Annotated in this window: 18 protein-coding genes; 8 read left to right on the forward strand and 10 right to left on the reverse strand. The window is 63.1% G+C overall.

What is annotated here, in order from left to right:
* The first annotated feature begins 29 nt into the window (after positions 1-29).
* The 4 genes from ACYHH6_RS11285 (at position 30) to ACYHH6_RS11300 (ending at position 6,334) form a co-directional block, all read left to right on the forward strand.
* Positions 30-2,375: a GumC family protein gene (locus tag ACYHH6_RS11285; RefSeq protein ID WP_352592815.1), complete on the forward strand. Its 2,346-nt coding sequence runs from the start codon at positions 30-32 to the stop codon at positions 2,373-2,375.
* A 229-nt stretch (positions 2,376-2,604) separates the two neighbouring features.
* Entirely contained in the window at positions 2,605-3,504 is a 900-nt protein-coding gene (folD, locus tag ACYHH6_RS11290; protein ID WP_352592813.1) for a bifunctional methylenetetrahydrofolate dehydrogenase/methenyltetrahydrofolate cyclohydrolase FolD, read from the forward strand.
* Between the two features lie 53 nt (positions 3,505-3,557).
* A complete protein-coding gene (locus ACYHH6_RS11295; RefSeq protein WP_112561945.1) occupies positions 3,558-4,520 on the forward strand; it encodes a GlxA family transcriptional regulator in 963 nt (320 codons plus the stop codon).
* Between the two features lie 149 nt (positions 4,521-4,669).
* Positions 4,670-6,334, forward strand: a complete 1,665-nt coding sequence (locus ACYHH6_RS11300; RefSeq protein WP_352592810.1) for a vWA domain-containing protein — start codon at positions 4,670-4,672, stop codon at positions 6,332-6,334.
* 68 nt (positions 6,335-6,402) lie between these two features.
* Here ACYHH6_RS11300 and edd read toward each other — a convergent pair whose 3' ends face one another.
* The 3 genes from edd to zwf all read right to left on the reverse strand — a co-directional run bounded on the left by edd (position 6,403) and on the right by zwf (position 10,459).
* Complete coding sequence (gene edd, locus ACYHH6_RS11305) at positions 6,403-8,226, reverse strand: phosphogluconate dehydratase (protein WP_352592807.1); 1,824 nt, start codon at positions 8,224-8,226, stop codon at positions 6,403-6,405.
* A gap of 65 nt (positions 8,227-8,291) precedes the next feature.
* Entirely contained in the window at positions 8,292-9,008 is a 717-nt protein-coding gene (gene pgl / locus ACYHH6_RS11310) for a 6-phosphogluconolactonase (protein ID WP_352592804.1), read from the reverse strand.
* Complete coding sequence (gene zwf, locus ACYHH6_RS11315; protein WP_352592801.1) at positions 8,990-10,459, reverse strand: glucose-6-phosphate dehydrogenase; 1,470 nt, start codon at positions 10,457-10,459, stop codon at positions 8,990-8,992. Before zwf ends, pgl begins: the two co-directional genes overlap by 19 nt.
* 324 nt (positions 10,460-10,783) lie before the next feature.
* On the opposite strand from zwf, the gene ACYHH6_RS11320 reads away from it, so the two are divergent.
* Positions 10,784-11,530: an SDR family oxidoreductase gene (locus ACYHH6_RS11320; protein WP_352558744.1), complete on the forward strand. Its 747-nt coding sequence runs from the start codon at positions 10,784-10,786 to the stop codon at positions 11,528-11,530.
* Between the two features lie 5 nt (positions 11,531-11,535).
* The gene (locus ACYHH6_RS11325) at positions 11,536-12,180 is read left to right on the forward strand and encodes a hypothetical protein (RefSeq protein WP_352592798.1); all 645 of its coding nucleotides are present in this window, start codon (positions 11,536-11,538) and stop codon (positions 12,178-12,180) included.
* Between the two features lie 48 nt (positions 12,181-12,228).
* Here the strand turns inward: ACYHH6_RS11325 and ACYHH6_RS11330 are convergent, their stop codons facing one another.
* The 4 genes from ACYHH6_RS11330 to ACYHH6_RS11345 form a co-directional block, all read right to left on the reverse strand.
* On the reverse strand, positions 12,229-13,092 hold the full coding sequence (locus ACYHH6_RS11330) for an SH3 domain-containing protein (protein ID WP_352592795.1): 864 nt from the start codon (positions 13,090-13,092) through the stop codon (positions 12,229-12,231).
* A gap of 247 nt (positions 13,093-13,339) precedes the next feature.
* Complete coding sequence (locus tag ACYHH6_RS11335; protein WP_352592792.1) at positions 13,340-14,626, reverse strand: NAD(P)/FAD-dependent oxidoreductase; 1,287 nt, start codon at positions 14,624-14,626, stop codon at positions 13,340-13,342.
* 131 nt (positions 14,627-14,757) lie between these two features.
* The gene (locus ACYHH6_RS11340) at positions 14,758-15,126 is read right to left on the reverse strand and encodes a four helix bundle protein (protein WP_352591037.1); all 369 of its coding nucleotides are present in this window, start codon (positions 15,124-15,126) and stop codon (positions 14,758-14,760) included.
* Between the two features lie 47 nt (positions 15,127-15,173).
* Entirely contained in the window at positions 15,174-16,610 is a 1,437-nt protein-coding gene (locus tag ACYHH6_RS11345) for a glutamine synthetase family protein (protein WP_352591034.1), read from the reverse strand.
* Positions 16,611-16,757: 147 nt separating this feature from the next.
* Between ACYHH6_RS11345 and ACYHH6_RS11350 the strand changes: the two genes are divergently transcribed.
* On the forward strand, positions 16,758-17,468 hold the full coding sequence (locus ACYHH6_RS11350) for an HAD family hydrolase (RefSeq protein WP_352591031.1): 711 nt from the start codon (positions 16,758-16,760) through the stop codon (positions 17,466-17,468).
* Positions 17,469-17,509: 41 nt separating this feature from the next.
* On the opposite strand, the gene ACYHH6_RS11355 is transcribed toward ACYHH6_RS11350, so the two are convergent.
* The 3 genes from ACYHH6_RS11355 to aceA form a co-directional block, all read right to left on the reverse strand.
* Positions 17,510-17,971 (reverse strand): response regulator, encoded by a 462-nt coding sequence (locus ACYHH6_RS11355; RefSeq protein WP_352591028.1) that lies wholly within the window; start codon positions 17,969-17,971, stop codon positions 17,510-17,512.
* Between the two features lie 275 nt (positions 17,972-18,246).
* Positions 18,247-18,489 (reverse strand): SMc00767 family acetate metabolism repressor, encoded by a 243-nt coding sequence (locus ACYHH6_RS11360; RefSeq protein ID WP_352558581.1) that lies wholly within the window; start codon positions 18,487-18,489, stop codon positions 18,247-18,249.
* A 53-nt stretch (positions 18,490-18,542) separates the two neighbouring features.
* Positions 18,543-19,832, reverse strand: coding sequence for an isocitrate lyase (gene aceA / locus ACYHH6_RS11365; protein ID WP_352591025.1), 1,290 nt, complete (start codon positions 19,830-19,832; stop codon positions 18,543-18,545).
* A 246-nt stretch (positions 19,833-20,078) separates the two neighbouring features.
* On the opposite strand from aceA, the gene ACYHH6_RS11370 reads away from it, so the two are divergent.
* The gene (locus tag ACYHH6_RS11370; RefSeq protein ID WP_352591022.1) at positions 20,079-21,512 is read left to right on the forward strand and encodes a helix-turn-helix domain-containing protein; all 1,434 of its coding nucleotides are present in this window, start codon (positions 20,079-20,081) and stop codon (positions 21,510-21,512) included.
* The last annotated feature ends 76 nt before the right edge of the window (positions 21,513-21,588 follow it).

Genomic DNA, 21,588 nt, shown 5'->3' on the forward strand with positions numbered 1-21,588 from the left:
CCAAGCCGCCAAGGGTAAGTTTCAAGACAATGGTCGACAGGGAAAACCGTGAAGACTGGAGGCGCGAGCGCTCCCTCCTGGCGCTCGGCAAAGCTGTGCGCGGCGACGAGGCGGCGGATGCATCGCCGGTCTCCATCGGTGACCGGGCCGATCCGTCATGGCGCGAGGACGCCGCCACGCGTCACCGGATCGCCCGCTCGCAGCGCGAGGCGCGGTCGAATCCCGCGCCAGCGTCACCGCCCGAGCCGCCGCAGTTCCAGGCCGCCGGCGAGTCCACTTCGGCCGCCAGCACATGGTCTCAACAAGACGAAGCCGTCCGCTATCCGAGAGCCGGCGCGGCCGAGGAGCCTGTTCGGCGTCAAGAGCCTGCCCGGGGGTTCGATCGCTCTCGCGCCGCCTACGAGCCCCGCTATGCCGGCGACACGCAACGGCTGGACCGCGACGATGACGACGATCAGGAATGGAAGCCGCTGATCGATCCGCTGCAGGTCGTCCGCGGCATCACCCGGTCCAAGCTGTTGATCGTCTCGACAACGATACTGGGAACGGTGCTTGGCGTTGCCGTTGCCGTCTCGACGCCGAAGAAATACGAAGCCACCACGCAGATGGTCATCGAGCCAGGTGACCTGAAGCTGTCCGACAACGATCTCACCCAACCTGTCGGGCAGCCCGACGCGGCGCTGGCCGTTGTCGAAACCCGTATCAAGATGGTGACATCAGGCAAGGTCCTCGACAAGGTCGTCGCCGATCTCAATCTCGTCGACGATCCGGAGTTCAACGGACAGGGGCCCGGTGGCCTTGGCGTCATGTCGCTCATCCGCTCGATACTGTCGCGCCAGGATGGACCTGGCGGTGCCGGCGAAGTGCGCCGCCAGGCGCTGGCGGTTGGCAATCTGGCCAAGAGCCTGTCGGTCGAACGCAGCGGCAAGAGCTTTGTCGTTTCCATCAGCGCCACCACCCAAAGTGCCGACAAGTCGGCGGAGATCGCCAACACGACGAGGGACGTTTTCCAGCAGGAGGCGGCCCAATACCAGTTCGGGATGGCCGGACGCGCGACGGACCAGCTGACGGCCAAGCTCGATGACCTGCGCAAGGATGTCGAGACGGCCGAGCGCAAGGTCGAGGATTTCAGGGCCACGCACGATCTCGTCGACGCGCAGGGTCATCTGATCAGCGACGACCAGATGCTGAAGCTCAACGAGCAGCTCTCCGTCACCCGGGCTCGCACGCTGGAACTCAATGCCCGCGCCGCGTCGGCGCGTTCGCTGGACGTCAATTCGGTTATCAACGGCACCTTGCCGGAAGAAATCAATTCCAACACGATGAGCGAACTGCGCGCGCAATATGCGGCGTTGAAGCAGGAGGCCGACCGCGCCGCCGTGCGTCTGGGGCCGCGTCATCCCGAATACCAGGCGCTCAACGCCCAGCTTGACGGCTCACGCGAGCGGATCGCCGGGGAACTGCGCCGCATTGCCTCGTCGCTGCAGGTCGACTTGAAGCGCTCGGTCCAGCTCGAGCAGGATCTCGCTTCCCGCCTGGCCCAGGCAAAGGTCCAGAGCGGCGACGTCAACAGCGATCTGGTCAGCCTGCGCGAACTGGAGCGCGATGCTACCGCCAAGCGCTCGGTCTACGAACAGTATCTTCTGCGCGCCAAGGAGACCGGCGAACAGCAGAACATCAACACCACCAACATCAACGTGCTGACCAAAGCGCAACCGCCACTCGAACCCAACGGGCCGTCGCGGGCTGTGATCGCGCTTGCCGGCCTGCTGCTAGGCCTAGCTTCCGGCATCGGTCTCGGCGCCATGCGCGGCGCCTTCGCAAGCCTGCGCGACGCCACCGGCTCGCGTTCGCGCGACAGAATGGACGAGCGACGGCCACCCCTCGAAGACAAGTCCTACCGCGCGCCGCTGCCTGTGGCGCCGCCAGCAGCACCTCCGGTGTTGCCGGTCGAGACCGCTCCCACCGCCCGCGGCCCAGGTCTGTTCGGTGGACTGTTCTCGGCTGTGCGCAAAGCAACGGCAGGCAGCAGGACGTCAGGGGAACGGCCCGTCGAGACCTACCGCGCCCAACCCGCCGCTGAATATGCAAGGCCGGCGCAGGAGCCGTATCGTCAGCCGGACTTCCGGCACGAGGCTCCGCACGCCTATGAGCAGCAGACCAGCTACGCGCAACCCGGTCAGCCGGCTGACTACGCCTATTCGCAGGCCCAGCCGATGCCGACAGCGCACGAGAGTTGGTCTTCTCCGCAGCCGGCCGAGGCGTCGCCGGACGACCAGCAGGCGCAAATCGACGATATCCGCGCCGGTCTGCGCGAATTTCGGGAGGCGGTGCGCGAGCTCACCGAAAACCGTTCGCGTCGCCGCTATTTCTGAGCTCGTCAGCACGGAATAAAAACTGCCGGTTTCGAGTTAGCGGCATCTGACGGCGCTTTGACGGGATTGCCTGGCTCAAATTTCGTGAAAATGCCGCGCAGCATGGCGCTCAAAAAGCGCTGCCGTCGGGCTTGACCCGAACGCGCGGAACGTTTGGAACAACGACATGCACGAAACAACGTTCAAGGCGCGCGCCGCGCCCTGGCTGGAATGATGTCGAGGATGGTTCATGACCGAAGTGATTGACGGAAAGATCGTCGCCGAAGACGTGGTTCAGAAGGTCAAGGCCTTGACCTCGGAACTGATCGCCAAGGGCAAGGCCAAGCCCGGCCTGGCGGTGGTCATCGTCGGCGAGGATCCGGCAAGCCAGGTCTACGTCGCCTCCAAGTCGCGCACCGCCAAGGAATGCGGCTTTCATTCGCTCCAGCACACGCTGCCGGCCGACACGTCCGAAGAGGCATTGCTGAAGATCATCGGCGAGCTCAACGCCGATCCGGCCGTCAACGGCATCCTGGTGCAGCTGCCGCTTCCCGTCCATATCGATGCCGGCAAGATCATTCAGGCCATCGCGCCGCAAAAGGATGTCGACGGCTTCCACTTCATCAATGTCGGCAAGCTCGGCACCGGCGAGCTCGAAACCGCCTTCGTGCCCTGCACGCCTGCGGGCTCGATGCTTTTGATCGAACGCGTGCGCGGGAAGGACCTTTCCGGCCTCAATGCCGTGGTCGTCGGCCGCTCCAACATCGTCGGCAAGCCGATGGCCAATTTGCTGCTTGCCGCCAACTGCACCGTCACCATCGCCCATAGCCGCACCAAGGACCTGCCGGCGCTGGCCCGTGCCGCCGACATATTGGTGGCTGCCGTCGGCCGGCCTGAAATGGTCAAGGGCGAATGGGTCAAGCCGGGCGCCACAGTGATTGATGTCGGGATCAATCGCGTTCCGGCACCCGAGAAGGGCGAAGGCAAAACCCGCCTCGTCGGCGATGTCGCCTATGCCGAGGCGGCGAAGGTGGCTGGCGCCATCACCCCGGTGCCCGGCGGTGTCGGACCGATGACCATTGCCATGCTGATGGCCAATACGTTAGCCTCAGCCTACCTTGCGGCCGGCTTGAAGCGGCCTTCCTTCTGACCCAGAAAGCAGCTTCTTTGCCGAACCCCAGTATTCCCTCTGAACGGCCGGTCATGGATGATCCCGTTCAAGGCGGCCGGCAATTCGCGTTCCTGCTGGTCGACAAGTTTTCGATGTTTTCGCTGGCCGCGGCGATCGACACTTTCCGCTCGGCCAACCGCCTGCTCGGCCGCGATTTTTACGGCTGGACCACCGTCTCGGCCGACGGTGATCCGGTCATGGCCTCCAACGGTCTGCCGCTCAAGATCGACTACGCCGTCGCCGACCTGCCGCCGGTCGACATCCTGTTCGTGTCGGTGGGCTTGTCTATCGAATTCCCCGGCAAGAGCAAGGTGCTGGCGGCGCTGCGCAGCTGGGGCCGGCGCGGCAACGCGCTGGGCGCGCTGTCGGTCGGCTCTTATCTCCTGGCCGAAGCCGGCCAGCTCGAAGGCTATCGCTGCACCATCCATTGGGAAAACCGCGCCGGCTTCGTAGAGCGCTTTCCCGATATCAACTGCACCGGCAATGTCTTCGAGATCGACCGCAAGCGCTACACCTGCGCCGGCGGCACTACCTCGATCGACCTGATGCTGGAGATCGTGCGCGGCGATTTCGGCTCGAACCTCGCCAATGGCGTCGCCAACCAGTTCCAGCATGAGCGCATCCGCTCTGCCGGAGACCGCCAGCGCGTCGGGCCGGAACGTGATCTCACCGGCAAGTCGGAAAAGCTCAGGCGCATCGTCGAACTGATGGCGGACCATCTCGACGAGCCGCTGTCGGCGGTGCAGCTCGCCAAATCGGCGGGCCTGTCGGTGCGCCAGGTCGAGCGGCTGTTCCTGCGCCATCTGAGCGTCACGCCCGGCCGCTATTACATGCGGCTCAGGCTCGAGCGGGCGCGCGAATTGCTGCGCCAGACCAACATGCCGATCCTCGATGTGGCGATCGCCACCGGCTTCACCTCGCACTCCTATTTCGCGCAGAGCTACCGGCTGCAGTTCGGCCGTCCGCCTTCCGAGGAGCGGCGCACCACCTACTGATGCGGTGCTGAGCCAGCCTCGGAACAGGCCTTGGCCCGGGGCCGATCCTGTTACACTGCAACCGTTCGTGACACGCTCTAGGCTTGTGTCCGAACGCGCCGTCAAATAGCTTCCGGCGCGGACCAGAGGGCGGCCTCAAGGAGATTCCAATGGCGGGACTTTTGCGGAGCGTCGCTGCGGCGCTGCTCCTTTTGTCGATGACGTCGCTCGGCTTTGCCGCGAACAAGGTCATCATCATCCTTGACGCTTCAGGCTCGATGTGGGCCCAGATCGACGGCAAGCCGAAGCTCGAAATCGCGCGCGAATCGCTCAGAACCGTGCTGCAGTCGGTTCCGGCCGACGATGAGATCGGCTTCATGGCCTATGGCCATCGCGAGAAGGGCAGCTGCGAGGACATCGAGCTGATCGTGCCGCCACAGGCCGGCTCGGCAAGCGCCATTTCGGCCGCTGCCGACAGCCTGAAGTTCCTCGGCAAGACGCCGCTGACCGCTGCCGTCAAGCAGGCGGCTGAGGCCTTGAGATACACCGAGGACAAGGCGACCGTCGTTCTCATCACCGACGGGCTTGAAACCTGCGAAGGTGACCCGTGCGCGCTTGGCAAGGAGCTGGAAGCGTCAGGCGTCGACTTCACCGCCGATGTCGTCGGCTTCGGCCTGACCGCCGACGAAGGCAAGCAGATCGCATGCCTGGCCGACAACACCGGCGGAAAATACATCCAGGCTTCGGACGAGCAGGCGCTGCAGGAAGCGCTGGTCGAAACCGTCGCGGCCCCAGCACCAGCGCCTGAACCCGCTCCGGCGCCTGCTCCGGCACCGGCGCCCGAACCGGCCAAGCCGGAATTCAACCTACTGCCGACCTTGGTGCTTGCAGAAGGCGGTGATCCGGTTACCGACGGCAATGCCTGGGAAATCTACAAGGCAAAATCCGACGGCACGCGTGGAGACAACGTCACCACCGAATACGGGGCCTACAAGGGCAATCTGGAGCCGGGCGACTACATCATCGTCGCGCGTGACGGCGAGGCCAAGACCGAACAAAAGCTCAAGATCGAGGCAGGCCAGGTCTACAGCCCATTGTTCACGCTGAACGCTGGCACGCTGATCATCCATCCGCGTCCCAGCGCGGGGGCGGATGTCGTCGATGGCGCGGCTGTGGTGGTCGACTATCCGGGCGCTGACAATCCGGCGACCTATTACGGAACCACGAAAGTCGTGTTGCCGGCCGGCGACGAGAAGGTGACAGTCACGATCGGGCAGGGCGTGGTAAGCGAAACAATCCCGCTCGCTGCCGGCAAGACCGTGGAAAAGGACATGATCGCCGGCGTCGGACATGTCGTTGTCAATGCCTACTATGTCGCCGGCGGCGACAAGGCCGACGGTTCCGGCATCGGCTTCAAGGTGCTCAAGGCGAAAAAGAAGATCGACGGAACGCGGCAAGAAGTGACCTATGCCTATGGTCCAGACAGCAAGTTCGATCTGCCGCCCGATGACTACGTGTTGATCACGACGGTCGACCTCGCCGTCGTCGAGCAGCCGTTCACCGTCAAGGTCGGCGAGTTCGACGATGTGAAGGTCGCCATGAACGCCGGTGTATTGGCAATCACCGCGCCCGGCGCATCGAAGATCGAGATTTTCGAGGCCAAGAAGGACATCAACGGCAATCGCAAGTCACTTGGCTACGCCTACGATCAGAAGTATCAGGCGGCGATAGCGGCCGGCGATTATGCAGTCGTCTCGGAGAAGTCGGACAACAGTTCGAAGGAAGGCACCGTAACGGTCAAGGCCGGCGAGCGAGCCGAGCTCACGGTGCAATAGGATCGTTCGCACGAATGCAAAAAGGGCGGCCACCAGCCGCCCTTTTTCATATACGAGGCAACAATGCGTCAGGCCGTGCCGAAAGCGCTGGCGCCATGATCGGCGCGGCCGACCAACTGGCGGAAGCCGGCGAACAACTCGCGGCCGAAGCCGAACTCGTTGCCGATGAGATCGATGTCGGCCGTGCGGCGCAGCGCGAGCTCAGGCCCAGGCACCAGCACTTCCAGCGTGCCAGCGTCGGCGTCGAGCCGGATGATGTCGCCGTCATGGATCCGGGCGATAGGACCTTCCTCGACCGCTTCCGGCGTCACATGGATCGCCGCCGGCACCTTGCCGGAAGCACCCGACATGCGCCCGTCGGTGACCAGCGCGACGCGCTGGCCGCGATCCTGCAGGATGCCAAGCACAGTGGTCAGCTTGTGCAGTTCCGGCATGCCGTTGGCCTTCGGCCCCTGGAAGCGGATGACGGCGATGAAGTCACCTGTGAGCGTGCCGGCCTTGAAGGCTTCGTTGAGGCCTTGCTGACTGTCGAACACCTTGGCCGGCGCCTCGATGACGCGGCGTTCCGGCTTCACGGCGGAGGTCTTGATGACGGCATGGCCGAGATTGCCGGCCAGCACCTTCAGGCCGCCGGTCGGCTGGAAGGCTTTGGCGAACGGCGCCAGCACTTTCTCGTCGCCGCTCTGCAGCGGCGAGGCTTCGCGCACCACGCTGCCGTCTTCGCCGAGCCTGGCCTCGACCGCATAGGGCCGGAGGCCTTCGCCCCACACCGTCTGCACATCCTCATGCAGGACGCCTTCGTCGAGCAGTTCGCGGATCAGGAAGCCAAGCCCGCCGGCGGCATGGAAATGGTTCACGTCGGCAAGCCCGTTCGGATAGACGCGGGCCAGAAGCGGCACCGCTTCCGACAGGTCGGAAATGTCCTGCCAGGTCAGCGTGATGCCGGCTGCCGCCGCCATGGCGATGAGGTGGATGGTGTGGTTGGTCGAGCCGCCGGTGGCGTGCAGGCCGACCACGCCGTTGACGAAAGAGCGTTCGTCGATCATGCGGCCGACCGGCGTGTAGGCGTTGCCCAGCGCGGTGATCCCCAGCGCCCGCTTCGTTGCCTCACGCGTCAGCGCGTCGCGTAGCGGCGTGCCTGGATTGACGAAGGAGGCGCCGGGCGTATGCAGGCCCATGATCTCCATCAGCATCTGGTTGGAATTGGCGGTGCCGTAGAAGGTGCAGGTGCCCGGCCCATGATAGGATTTGGACTCGGCCTCGAGCAATTCAGCGCGACCGGCTTTGCCTTCGGCATAGAGCTGGCGAACCTTGGCCTTCTCGTCATTGGGTAGGCCCGTCGTCATCGGTCCGGCCGGCACGAACACCGCCGGCAGATGGCCGAAGGTGAGGGCCGCGATCACCAGCCCCGGCACGATCTTGTCGCAGACACCGAGATAGACGGCGGCGTCGAACATGTTGTGCGACAGGCCAATCGCGGCGGCCATAGCGATGATGTCGCGTGAGAACAACGACAGCTCCATGCCCGGCTGTCCCTGGGTTACGCCGTCGCACATGGCCGGCACGCCGCCGGCCACTTGCGCGATGCCGCCAACTTCCTTCGCGGCTTCCTTGATCAGCGCCGGAAACGTCTCGAAGGGCTGATGCGCCGACAGCATATCGTTGTAGGAGGTGATGATGCCGAGGTTCGGCACCTTGTCGGCGCCGAGCGCCAGCTTTTCAGACGGGCTGCAGACGGCAAAGCCATGCGCGAGGTTGCCGCAGGACAACACCGAACGGTTGGCGGTGCGGTTCGAGGCCTCGGCGATGCGGCCGAGATAGCGCTCGCGCCCGGCTTTCGAGCGCTGGCGGATGCGTTCCGTAATGGCTTCGATGTCGCGTCTGGCTGTCATGGTCGGTCCTTTCGAGCCCCGGAGAACGTCCTCCCACTGTTTGCCGGGGCTGCTTTTCGTGAAAATCAGGGTGCCCAGAACACCTCTACCGGTATGGGGGCTGCTTCGAGCACTTTGCGAATGGGCTTCTTCGCACCCGGTCCCATCGCATTGTCGAAGGCGTTGCGCTTGTCCTCGCCTTCGATATGCAGCGCGATGAAGCCGGCGGCGATGATGCGCGCCATCGATAGGGTCAGCCGCGGCTCGCCGCCGCTCGGTGCATGCACCGGCAGCACGATCCTTTGCGAGGCAGGATCGAGCAAGGCGCTGAGGTTATTTGCATCGGGAAAGAACGACGCGGTGTGGCCGTCGCCGCCCATGCCGAGCACGACGACGTCGAGCGGCCAGGCCAGTGCCTTGAGTGCCATGTCGTCGGACGCTGCGGCAGTCTCGATGCTTGCGGCCTCGTGATACATCGGCACGAAGTGTGCGGCCGCCGCCGCGTTCTGCAGCAGATTGGCGGCTACCAGCCCGGCATTCGAGCGCGGGGAGGAGGCCGGCACGAACCGTTCGTCGACCAGCGTGACCGTCACCTTGTTCCAGGCGATCGGAATGGCCGACAGCGCTGCAAAGAACTTCGCCGGCGTGGTGCCGCCGGAAACGGCAAGCAGAGCCGTGCCGCGCTCGTCGATGGCCTTGGTCAGCCGCGCCGCGACATTGCCGGCAAGGGCTGCCGCCAGGTCCTGGCGCCCGGCAAAGCCGTTCCAGCTGTAGGCGGGCTCGCTCAATTGCTCTCGTGCCATGTCCGCCCGTCGCGTTCGATCAGCGCAATCGAGGCCGAGGGGCCCCATGTGCCGGCCGTATAGCCTTGCGCTTCCTGCCTGGCGCTTTCCCAGGCGTTCTGGATCGGATCGATCCACTTCCATGCCGCCTCTACTTCGTCGCGGCGCATGAACAGCGTCTGGTTGCCGCGCACGACATCCATGATCAGCCGTTCATAGGCATCGGGCGCGCGACCGTCGAAAGATGTTGCGAAGCTCATGTCGAGTGGGATCTGGCGCAGCCGCATGCCGCCCGGGCCCGGGTCCTTGATCATGATGAACTGCTTGACGCCTTCGTCGGGCTGTAGCCGGATGACCAGCTGGTTGGCGAAGATCGGTCCGGCGCTGTCGCCGAAGATCGAATGCGGGATTGGCTTGAACTCGATGACGATTTCAGAGACCCGGGTCGCCAGGCGCTTGCCGGTTCGGAGATAAAACGGCACGCCGGCCCAGCGCCAGTTGCCGATCTCGGCCTTGATGGCGACGAAGGTCTCGGTGTTACTGTCCTTGCCGAGTTCGTCGACATAGCCTTTGACGGCGCCACCGGCCGAGGCGCCGGCACGATACTGGCCGCGCACGGTGTGCTTGGGCGCTTCATTGCCATTGATGCGCTTCAGCGCGCGCAGCACCTTCAGCTTCTCGTCGCGCACGGCGTCCGCATCCATCGACGACGGCGCCTCCATGGCAACCAGGCAAAGCAGTTGCAGCATATGGTTCTGCACCATGTCGCGCAGCGCGCCGGCCTTGTCGTAATAGGTGACGCGGTCTTCCAGCCCGACGGTCTCGGCGACCGTGATCTGCACATGGTCGACATGCGCCGAGTTCCACAGCGGCTCGTAAAGCGCATTGGCAAAGCGCAGCGCCATCAGGTTCTGCACCGTCTCCTTGCCGAGATAGTGGTCGATGCGGAAGATCTGGCTTTCGTGGAAGTCGTCGCCGACCAGGTCGTTGAGCTTGCGCGCCGAAACGAGGTCGCGGCCGATCGGCTTTTCCAGCACGATGCGCGAATTCGGCGTGATCAGATTGTGCGCTTTCAGCTGGTGCGAGATGTCGCCGAACAGCGCCGGCGCTACCGCCAGGTAGAAGGCGCGGACGCGGTCGCTGTCGCCGATCGCCTTTTTCAGCTTGTCGAAGCCGGCGCCCGTCGTCGCGTCGGCCGACACGTAGGACAGCCGCGCCAGGAACGTCTTCAGCTCCTTGGCGTCGATATCGGCCGGCTTGACGTGTTCGGAAATCGCTTGGCTGGCGAAAGCCCGGAATTCCTCGTCGCTCATCTTCGAGCGCGACGTGCCGATGATGCGGGTCGGCTCGGAAAACTGATGGTCGCGCTGGCGATGGTAGAGCGACGGCAGGAGCTTGCGTTCCGACAGGTCGCCGGTGCCGCCGAAGATGATGAAGTCGAAGGGATCGACGGGGATGATCTGGCTGGTCATGGTCTGTCCGCTTTGACGCCGCACACTGTGACGCGGCTGGATATAATCTAATCGATTTAAATTATCCAGTGCCATGGTGTCACATCAAGGACCAATCACTGCATATTGATTCGGTCCAAATGTGCCTTGACACTGGCTGCCACCCGGAGGCTTTTCGTCAAGGTATGGTCCCGGGGAGCTTTTCGCACCTGCAACATAGAGCGGGAATGTGACGAAAGCTAATGCATGTCGCTCAAAAGTGGCCCCGGTTTTGAGAGTACGACATGCATAAAAACAAAGAGAGAAATGCGCTTGCGAGGTGATCTTGGAATGAGCGGGAAAAGCATGCGTCTGGAAAACAAGGTCGCCGTCATCACCGGTGCGGCAGCGGGCTTCGGCGAAGGCATGGCCAGGCGCTTTGCCGAAGAGGGCGCCAAGGTCGTCGTCGCCGACCTCAACGCCAAGGGCGCGGAGCGTGTCGCCGCCGACATCGGCGAGGCCGCGATCTGGACCCAGACCGACGTTTCGCAGCGTTCCGAATTCGACGAGATGGTCTATGCGGCAAAAAACGCCTTCGGCCGCATCGACATCATGGTCAACAATGCCGGCTATACCCATCGCAATGGCGACATGCTCGACGTCGACGAGGCGACCTTCGACCTGATCACATCAGTCAACATGAAGGCGATCTACCATGCCGCGCTTGCCGTGGTGCCGATCATGGAGCGGCAGGGCGGCGGCGTCATCCTGACCACGGCTTCGACCGCAGGTCTGCGGCCGCGGCCGGGCCTTACCTGGTACAATGCCTCGAAAGGCTGGGCGATCACCGCCACCAAGTCGATGGCGGTCGAACTCGCGCCCAAGAACATCCGTGTCAACTGTCTCTGCCCTGTCGCCGGCGAAACCGCCATGCTGGAGAAATTCATGGGCGCCGACACGCCCGAAATCCGCGAGAAGTTCCGCGCCTCGATCCCGCTCGGCCGGCTGTCGACGCCGCTCGATATCGCCAACGCCGCGCTGTGGCTCGCATCCGACGAAGCCGCCTTCATCACCGGCGTGGCGCTGGAGGTCGATGGCGGCCGCTGCATCTAAGCAATTTGAGGGAAGTACCTCTCTGTTCGCAATGCGCGTGGCAGATAGAGCAACGTCAGCAAGAGTTCGCATCGGTTCGCCGGCCAGCCGAGGAACGAACAGTTGACGTCGTCACGCCAGGCCCGCAATTCCTGGTCGATACGGCCAAAGCGCCCTGGCATTCGATCAACATTGCCCTGGAGATGATTGCAAAGGCCAAGGCCTCTCGTAAGCGCATTGTGCTTGGGCAGATATCCGACTACGCCGGCTCGTCGAGGAAATACGGCATCGCCTACATGATCGCGCGCGAAATCGCCGATGAGGTCATCTACACGGGCGACAATGCGCATCGCTCGCGCGCCAGCCAGGCCGACCGTGACAGCGGCCGTTTCATCGAGCTTCGCAGTGCCAAGGAAGTTTCGGATAATATCAAACAGACGGCAGTCCCAGGAGAACTGATTCTGCTGAAAAGTTCGTCCAACCTTCATCGGGAAAGGATCGCGCTCGCCTGGACGCACGATGTGAAATGCTGGATTCCGGTATGCGCCAAGTCAGAAAGCTGCCAAATGTGCGGCCTGTATGAGGTGCCGTTCGAGGAGCACTCGGATTTCCTGGCAAAGCGCAAACTTGCCCGCAGAAGACACCGTTTCAGATGGTTGCTCGGTGGCTGACCAAAATCTGGCGGCTTGGTCCCGGGCAGCCTCGACGACGTCGTTGTCTCACGCCCCGGTCTTGATGTAGCTCTTGTAAATCCAGCCGCGCTTGCCGTTGTAGACGATCTGGCACCATTTCTTGCAGCTTACCACCTGCACCGATGACTTGGCGGGCACGGTTCCCATGGCGGCGGCATTCTTCTTCGGACCGGTGCGCATCGTCACTGTCCTCAGTATGCGTCCGGTGGCATCGGCAGCAGCCACCTTCTGTGGCTTGGCCTGGGCATCATCCGCTGCCGCGGAAGATTGCGCATCCGGCAGTTGCGGTTTCGGTGTTGGGATAGCGGCGGTTTCGGCGCCGTGGTTGTGACCGTCCTTCGCAGCGGCGTCTGGTGCAGCAACCTTTGACAGCTGCGTCGTGGCATCGCTCTGCGCCGACGGTTCCTCGTAAGCTGCCGCATCTGATGGCTTGGCTGCTGCCTGCTCGGCCGCGGCCTGATCGGACGGCGTGGCTTCAGCGTCGCTGTTCGATTGCGGCGCCGTCCAGCGCGGATCGTTGGCCGCCAGCGCCGGTATCGCGGCCGCCCCAGCAGCCACCGTTGGCGAAACCGCATCGCCCTTACGTGCGGCCTGCGGCGCCGCTACCGCGGCAACTGTGACCGGGGCGATCTTGGTTGTCTTGACCGGGATGGTTGGAACGCTCTGCTGCGAAAGAGGCTGTGTGCTGGCGCTCGCCTGCCGGTCGTTGGCCGGCAACGCCAGCCAAAGCGCGATACCCGCCACGCCAAGCAGCGCAGCGGTGCCGACCGCGGCGATCACCAGATGCGAATTCGTGCGCACCCCCTGCCAGAAGGAGGGCCGCATGTCATAACCGAACTGCATGGCAAAGCGCCGTCGTTCCGGCGCACCGAAACTGAAGGGCTCGTTCACGTTTGCCACCTCCAACATGCGGCCGATGTTCTTTCGATCAGCGCCGGAAGGCCGGCATTCGATCGGCATCGGTCCCAAAAACAAGCGGGCAGGCCCGCAAAAGTCCCCGTTCAATCACCCAGAACCGGCACCTTTTACCCGCGATTGTGGCATCAGTGCGCCCCAACCGTGGAGTCTGCACCCTTGTTAAGGATTCTGCAATGTGTCGCTCAAGCAACGAATATTACAGACGGAATCGCTTGTTGCTCTAGATTCGATCCCGCAGCGCAAACCAGTTGAGCGCCAGGAACAGCAGCGGCGTGCGAAAGCGTCGGCCGCCGGGGAAGGCCGGGATGTTCAAATCCTCGATCAGCTTGAGCCGATCGCGGTTGCCGGCGACGGTTTCGGCATAGAGTTTGCCGAAGAAGTTCGACAGCATGACGCCATGGCCGGAATAGCCGCCGGCCGAGATCACATTGGGCATTACCTCGCGCACGAACGGCTTTCTCGGCACGGTGATGCCGACATAGCCGCCCCAGCCATGCGTGATCTCGACATCCTTCAAGTCGGGATAAAGTTCGGAGATCTGCCGGCGGATATGGATGTGGATGTCCTTGGGGTCGTTGACACCATAGATCTCACGCCCGCCGAACAGCAGGCGCCCATCCTTCGATTTGCGGAAATAGCGCACGACGAAACGCGAATCATCGACCGCCTCGCCGCCCGGCAGCACTTTCGAGTCCGCCCCGAGTGGAACGGTGGCGCCGATGAACGACCCTATCGGCATGATGTGCGCGGCACTCACCGGCTCGAGCGTGCCGCCATAGGCGTTGACGCCGATCAGGCATTTCTGCGCGGTGATGGTGCCTCTCGGCGTCGTGACCCTGACCTTGCCGCCGCTGGACGTTATGCCGGTCGATGGCGTCTGTTCGAACAGGTGGGCGCCGGCAGCAGTCGCCACCTTTGCCGTGCCGATCACCAGTTTCATCGGGTGGATGTGTCCTGTGCCGGTGTCACGGGTGCCGCCGAAGTAGCGTGTGGAGCCCAGGCGTTCGGCCGTTTCCCTGGCATCCATGAAGGCGATGTGCGGATAGTTGAAGCGGCCCGCCATGATCTCGGCATGCGCCTTGTAGTCGTCGACATAGCGCTGCTTGTGCGCCACCGACAACTGACCGGGCATATAGTCGATGTCGATCTGGTTGACGGCGGCGAATTCGAGCAGGTGCGCCTTGGCTTCCTCGGCAAGATCGAACAGCGCCTTGGCACGGGAGAAGCCGTATTCGGCCTCCATCTCCTCGGCCCAGGCGCGCTGGCCGGTGCCGAGCTGGCCGCCATTGCGCCCGGAGGCGCCGTCGCCGAAGCGATACGCCTCGATCAGCACGACGTTCGCACCGGCTTTGGCCAGATGCGCCGCCGCTGACAGACCGGTGAAACCGCCGCCGACGATGACGACGTCGCATTGGCGATCACCGTCTAGCGAAGGGTACTCGGGCCGTGGCCCAGCTGTATCCTCATACCAGGAGCGGCCGGGAGAAATGGGGGATTGGTAAGGCATGATGCTCGCTAGGGCAGCAGGGCAGTAGGGCAGTAGGGCAGTAGGGCAGTAGGGCAGTAGGGCAGTAGGGCAGTAGGGCAGTAGGGCAGTAGGGCAGTAGGGCAGTAGGGCAGTAGGGCAGTAGGGTGGGGTTATTCCGGAGACAATTTGCGGATCAGAAGTCGCAAGAGCGTTCCGACGCTCTCGCTGGTGGTCATCAAAGCGTTGACAGCTTCGTGCGAGGCGATCCCGACACGTTGCGCAATCAAAAGATGTGTCTCCAATTCCTTGAGGGAGCCTTGGGCAATTCTGAGAAATTGCTGATAGGAAGCCCGGCTCTCTCGACCGTAGCCCTCGGCGATGTTGGCGGGAACGGAGGTCGCCGCACGGCGTACCTGAGCTGTCAGCCCGTAGCGCTCATCCTTTGGCCAGGCTCTGGTTATTTCGTAGATTGAAACCGCCAAATCCATAGCCTGCTGCCAGACAATCAAATCCCGGTACGATTCAATCTTGGCTGCCATCCTCGCCCTACTGCCCTACTGCCCTACTGCCTTACTCCCCTATTCCCCTAAACATTCAGCAACAAATACTCCCGCTCCCACGGGCTGATCACTTCCATGAAGGTCTCGAATTCCGCCCGCTTGATCGCTGCATAGGTGGCGGCGAACGACTTGCCCAAAAGGGCGCAGAGTTCCTCGTCGCCTTCGAACAGGTCGACAGCCTCGAGCAGGCCACGTGGCAGGTCGATCTCGTCTGCGTTGGCGGTGGTGAGCACCGGAGGCTCGGCCCTGATCTTGTTGGTCATGCCGATCAGCCCGCAGGCAAGCGACGCCGCCAGCGCCAGATAGGGATTGGCGTCGGAAGACGGGATGCGGTTTTCGACACGTCGCGCCGCCGGGTCCGAGCGCGGCACGCGGAACGCCGTGGTGCGGTTGTCATAGCCCCATTTGTTGTTGACCGGCGCCGAGGCCGACTGCGTCAGCCGGCGGTAGGAATTGACATAGGGCGCGAACATCACCAGCGCGTTCGGCACATGCTTCTGCATGCCGCCGATGAAGTGGAAGAAGTCGTCGGTTTCCGAACCATCCTCGGCCGAAAAAATGTTCTTGCCGGTCTTCTTGTCGATGATCGACTGGTGGATGTGCATGGCCGAGCCAGGCTGGCCCTGGATGGGCTTCGCCATGAAAGTGGCATAGATTTCGTGCTTGAGCGCCGCCTCGCGGATGGTGCGCTTGAACATGAACACCTGGTCGGCAAGCTCGATCGGGTCGCCGTGGCGCAGATTGATCTCGAGCTGGCCGGCGCCCTCCTCGTGGATCAGCGTGTCGATCTCCAGGCCCTGGCTTTCGGAGAAATGGTAGATGTCGTCGATCAGCTCGTCGAACTCATTGACGCCGGCGATCGAATAGCCGGCACCGCCGCCGATGGCGCGTCCCGAACGCCCGACCGGCGGCGTCAGCGGATAGTCCGGATCGGGGTTCTTGCGCACCAGGTAGAATTCGATCTCGGGCGCCACCACCGGCTTCAGCCCGCGCTTGTCATAGGCAGCCAGCACGCGCTTCAGCACGTTGCGCGGCGTGAACTCGACCGAGCGGCCGTCCTGGTGGACGAGGTCGCAGATGACAGCTGCCGTCGGGTCTTCTTCCCACGGCACCACGGTCAGGGTCGACAGATCCGGCATCAGCTTCAGATCGCCATCGTCTTCCGGATAGTGGAAACCGTTACCATCCTCGGGATAGCCGCCCGAAATCGTCGTCATGAACACTGCCGAAGGCAGCGCCAGCGAGGTGTTGGAGGTGAATTTCTTCGACGGCATCATCTTGCCGCGGGCGACGCCGGCCTGGTCGGGTGTGATGCATTCTATGTCTTCGATGCCGCGCCATTCCAGCCAGGCGCTGACTTCCTTCCAGTTCTTCACGCCGCGTTGGTTTTTCACGAAGGCAGGCGTGCGGACGCGTCCTCCGCGGCTCGACGGACGGACTTCCTTTTTTGCAGGCGGCATCATTCACCAGATTGGGTTACGGATTTTGGAGTATAGCCGGGGCGGGTGATGGAAGGGAAGGGGAGGCGGTTCCGTTCGCCTTCCTGGTTGAAAATCGCTCCGCTCAGATTAGGGTCGGCCTCCCGCAGATCGAGCAGCAGAAGACACCACATGCCAGTCAAATTGACCACCATCGGCTTCGATGCCGACGACACGCTGTGGCAGAACGAACAGTTCTTCCGCATGACCGAAAAGCGCTTTGCCGCACTCTTAGCCGACCATGGCGACGCGGAACAGATTTCGGCACGGCTGCTCGAAGCCGAAAAGCGCAACCTTGCCGTTTATGGCTTCGGCATCAAGGGGTTCACCCTCTCAATGATCGAGACGGCGATCGAGGTGACCGAGGGCCGTGTGCCGGCCGCGACCATCGCCGAAATCCTTACCGCCGGCCGTGACATGCTCGGCCACCCTGTCGAGGCGCTGCCGCATGCGCGCGAGACCGTGGAAAGGCTCGCCGGCGCCTATCATCTGGTGCTGATCACCAAGGGCGATCTGTTCGACCAGGAGCGCAAGCTGGCGGCCTCCGGCCTTGGCGACCTTTTCGACGCCGTCGAGATCGTCAGCGACAAGAGCGCCGCCACCTATGCCCGGATATTCAGTCGCCATGGCGGTAGCCCGCAGAGCAGCATGATGGTCGGCAATTCGCTGAAGTCCGACGTTGTGCCGGCCATCGAGGCCGGCAGCTGGGGCGTCCACGTGCCGCACGAACTGACCTGGGTGCTGGAGCACGTCGAGCCGCCGGTCGAAGCTCCCCGCTTCCGCTCGATTGCCGATCTTGGTGAACTGCCGGCTTTGATCGAAAGCATCGACAGGAAAGGTTGACCGCCTTATCCTCGTTTCAGACAGTAAGGCGCGGAGTGCGATCAGCCGCGCCCAAGACCGATCAGCCGGTCGATCACCGGCTGCAGCCTTTCGGTGGTGATCGGCTTGGTCACCACCACATCGACAACGCTGGACAGGCCGAGGCTTTCGGGCGTGCCGGTCTTGGTTGAAAGCAGGATCACCGAGGGAAGCGACCGGCCCGACGCTCGCCGCAAGGCATCGATGGCCGACATCAGCGCGTCGCAATCCTTGTTGTCGGCGCCGCCATCGAGAACGACGGCGCCCGGAATGAGGGTGCGCAGTGTCTTGGTCGCCATTTCGAGTGACTCGGAGATCGGCTTCAGCCCGGACTTCTCGACGATCTTCGACACCACCACCCGGTTGATCGGCGATTTTCCGACGACCAGCACGTGGGAGAAATCCGTTGATATCTCGGAGTTCGCATCCCTGCTTGTCGACTTCGGATGTTTGGCGGTGTCGGTCTCGCGATTCACAGGGCACATGGGCGATGCGGGCACTCGGCGCTGCTTCAATGCAGGGTTGAAATACGAGAGCCAATTGGCGCGAGATCGCGCGCCATGTCAAGCTGAAATGGTGAAGCCGGGAAATATAGCCGGAAATATTAAACCGCGAAACCAAGGTCTTTTTTCAAACTGTAGTTAAGTTTGTGCTCAAAAGCGAAAGTCACCCGCGCTGAAAACGCGCGGGTGACGTTGAAATCAGCCAGTGCATGACCGTGTAGAAGATTCCGTAAGCACAAAGCTTCCGCAAGGGAAGATCATCCGTGATTCTGCTGCGTGACGATCACCGGGATCAGCAGGTCACCCCAATTGCCGTCGCCGCCATGGTGCCGGGCCGAGCGCACCAGTTCCACCGAGACACCCGCCTCGACTGCCTTCATCACCGATTGATTGAGCCTGTGCAGGTCGTTGGCCAGCATGCGGATGGTCGCCTGCTGGTCGACGCTCATGGTGGTGGACTGCTCTTCTGCACGTTCCTTGACACGGCTTATCGATGCCATTTTTCTTCTCCTATGTCCCTTGCCCTGTTGGGCGTTTCCTCTGTTGGTTGCTGCTATTCCGCTGCCGGTTTGAACTGGGCGTGCTCGGTCGATTCATGCATGGCGGTGGTCGAGGACTGGCCGCCGCTGATTGCCATCGACACCGCGTCGAAATAGCCGGTGCCGACCTCGCGCTGGTGCTTGGTCGCGGTGTAGCCATGGACTTCGGCCGCGAATTCGGCTTCCTGCAGCTCGGTATAGGCCGCCATCTGCCGCGCTTTGTAGCCGCGGGCCAGCTCGAACATGCCGAAATTGAGCTGATGGAACCCGGCCAGCGTGATGAACTGGAACTTGTAGCCCATGGCGCCTAGCTCGCGCTGGAACTTGGCGATCGTCGCGTCGTCGAGGTTCTTCTTCCAGTTGAACGACGGCGAGCAATTATAGGCGAGCAGCTTGCCAGGGTGATGCCTGCGCACGCCCTCGGCGAACTTCTTGGCCTGCGCCAGATCGGGCTTCGAGGTCTCGCACCAGATCAGGTCGGCATGCGGCGCATAGGCAATGGCGCGCGCGATGCATGGTTCGATGCCGTTCCTGACCTGGTAGAAGCCTTCGACCGTGCGGCCGGCATCGTAGTCGACGAACGGCTGGTCGCGCTCGTCAATGTCCGAGGTCAACAGTTTTGCCGCTTCCGCGTCGGTGCGCGCCACGACCAGCGTCGGCGTGCCCATCACGTCGGCCGCAAGGCGCGCCGCATTGAGGTTGCGGATATGCGCTGCGGTCGGGATCAACACCTTGCCGCCGAGATGGCCGCACTTCTTTTCCGAGGCCAGCTGATCCTCATAGTGGACGCCGGCAGCGCCCGCCTCGATGAACGCCTTCATGATCTCGAAGGCGTTGAGCGGGCCGCCGAAGCCGGCCTCGGCATCAGCGACGATCGGCGCGAACCAGGTATCGACCGACAGGCCGTTGCCTTCCGAGGTCTCGATCTGGTCGGCGCGCTGCAGCGTGCGGTTGATGCGCTTGACCAGTTCCGGCGCCGCATTGGCGGGATAAAGCGACTGGTCCGGATACATGGCCGACGCGGTGTTGGCGTCGGCGGCGACCTGCCAGCCTGAGAGATAGATTGCTTTCAGCCCGGCGCGCACCTGCTGCATCGCCTGGTTGCCCGACATGGCGCCGAGCGCGTTGACGAAGTCTTCCTCATGGATGAGCTTCCACAGCCGGTTGGCGCCCATTTCGGCAAGGCTCTGGCGGATCTGGACCGAGCCGCGCAGCCGCTTCACATCGTCCGGCGAGTAAGGCCGTTCGATGCCGTCGAAGCGGCCTTCGGGCGCGGATGGGACGAGGTTGTAAAAATCGGTCATTTTTCACTCCAGATCAATCGATGCCAGTGTCTGCAACGCCGCGTTCTCGAAATTTGCGCCGTCGATGTATGACATCATTTACATTGCGGCGCGAAGAGAGCCCAGAGAAACCGCCATATCTCGCAGAAAATAAGAGAAAACCTGTGTTGTGTTTGACGGGCGAGCGCTGTAAATTTGTCACGATTGTAAAAGCCGATGCGCGCTCATGGCGCGCAAGCGGTGTAAAATTCTTGTCAAGGACAGCCGATGGCCGACCAGAAGATCTTTGCGGGGCCGCGCATCCGCCGCATCCGCCTCGCCAAGGGCCTGACCCAGACGGCGATGGCCGAAGGCCTCGGCATCTCGCCCTCCTATCTCAATCTTATCGAGCGCAATCAGCGGCCGCTGACGGTGCAGCTGATCCTGAAACTGGCCTCGGTCTACAAGGTCGACCCGCATGAGCTGCAGGGCGAGGCGAGGGGGTCGATCTCGGCCTTGAAGGAGGTGTTCGGCGATCCGCTGCTTGCCGGCGAATTGCCGGGCGACCAGGAGCTGATCGAGCTCGCCGAGGCTGCGCCCAACGCGTCGGCCGCGATGATAAAGCTGTTTCGCGCCTATCGCGAGCAGGCCGAGCGGCTGTCCGATCTCAACGAACTTCTGGCGCGTGAGGGCCGGGCCACCGCACTTTCCGGCGCACGGCTGCCGATCGACGAGGTGCACGAGATTTTCGAACGCCGGCCGAACCATTTTGCAGCACTCGAGGAAGAGGCCGAGGCCTTCACCTCCGTGCTCGACCCGGGCGATGATCTGTTCGGCGCGCTGAAGGCTTGGCTGAAACGCGAATACGGCATCGTCGTCAAGGTGTTGCCGGTCGCCACCATGCCGAACTGGCGCCGCCGCTATGACCGCCATTCGCAGCGCCTGTTCCTGTCCGAACGGTTGTCGCCTTTCGACCAGTTGCGCGAGGTCGCCATGGAGGCCTGCCTGATCCGCATGACCGTCGCAGTCGCCGGCGAAATCCAGGCGCTGAAGCTCGGCACCGATGAAGCCCGCCGGCTCGCCCGCTTCGAACTCGGCCGCTACGCCGCCCATGCCTTGATGATGCCTTACCAGGCCTTTCATGCCGCCGCCGTTCGGGCCCGCTATGACATCGATGTGCTGCGCTCGCGCTTTGGCGTTTCCTTCGAGCAGGCGGCCAACCGTCTGACCACGCTGCAGCGTCCCGGTGCCTCCGGCGTGCCGTTCTTCATGCTCGAGGTCGACAATGCCGGCAACCGCTTCCGCAAGGCGGGCGGCCAGGGCTTTCCACAGAGCCGTTTTGGCGGCGGCTGTCCGAAACTGCCTGTGCATGCCGCCTTTGCACTGCCTGGCCAGATCCTGGTGGAGGCTGTGGAAATGCCCGACGGCGCCGAGTTCCTCTGCATCGCCCGCACGCTCGAGGGGCCGCAAGGCTCGTTCTCGGAGCGCCCGCGCCGTACCGCGCTGCTGTTGGGCTGCGACATCGGCTTTCGCGACGAGATCGTCTATGGCGCGGGGCTGCCGGCGTCGGCAAAGACCGGACAGGGCGCCGCCACGGCGATCGGCCCGGCTTGCCGGCTGTGCGAACGCATCGGCTGTCTCGCCCGCGCCGAGCCGCCGGTGACCCGCCCGCTCGGCCTCGACGAGATGGTGACGGGCTTGAGCGCCTTCGACTTTCAGTGATGCTTGTCGAGGTTTGTGGGTCCTCGAAGAGACGCCTGCACATTAGCGACGAGAAATATAGATCCTGTCCCAGCCG

The organism is Mesorhizobium sp. P171375 (assembly GCF_057786075.1).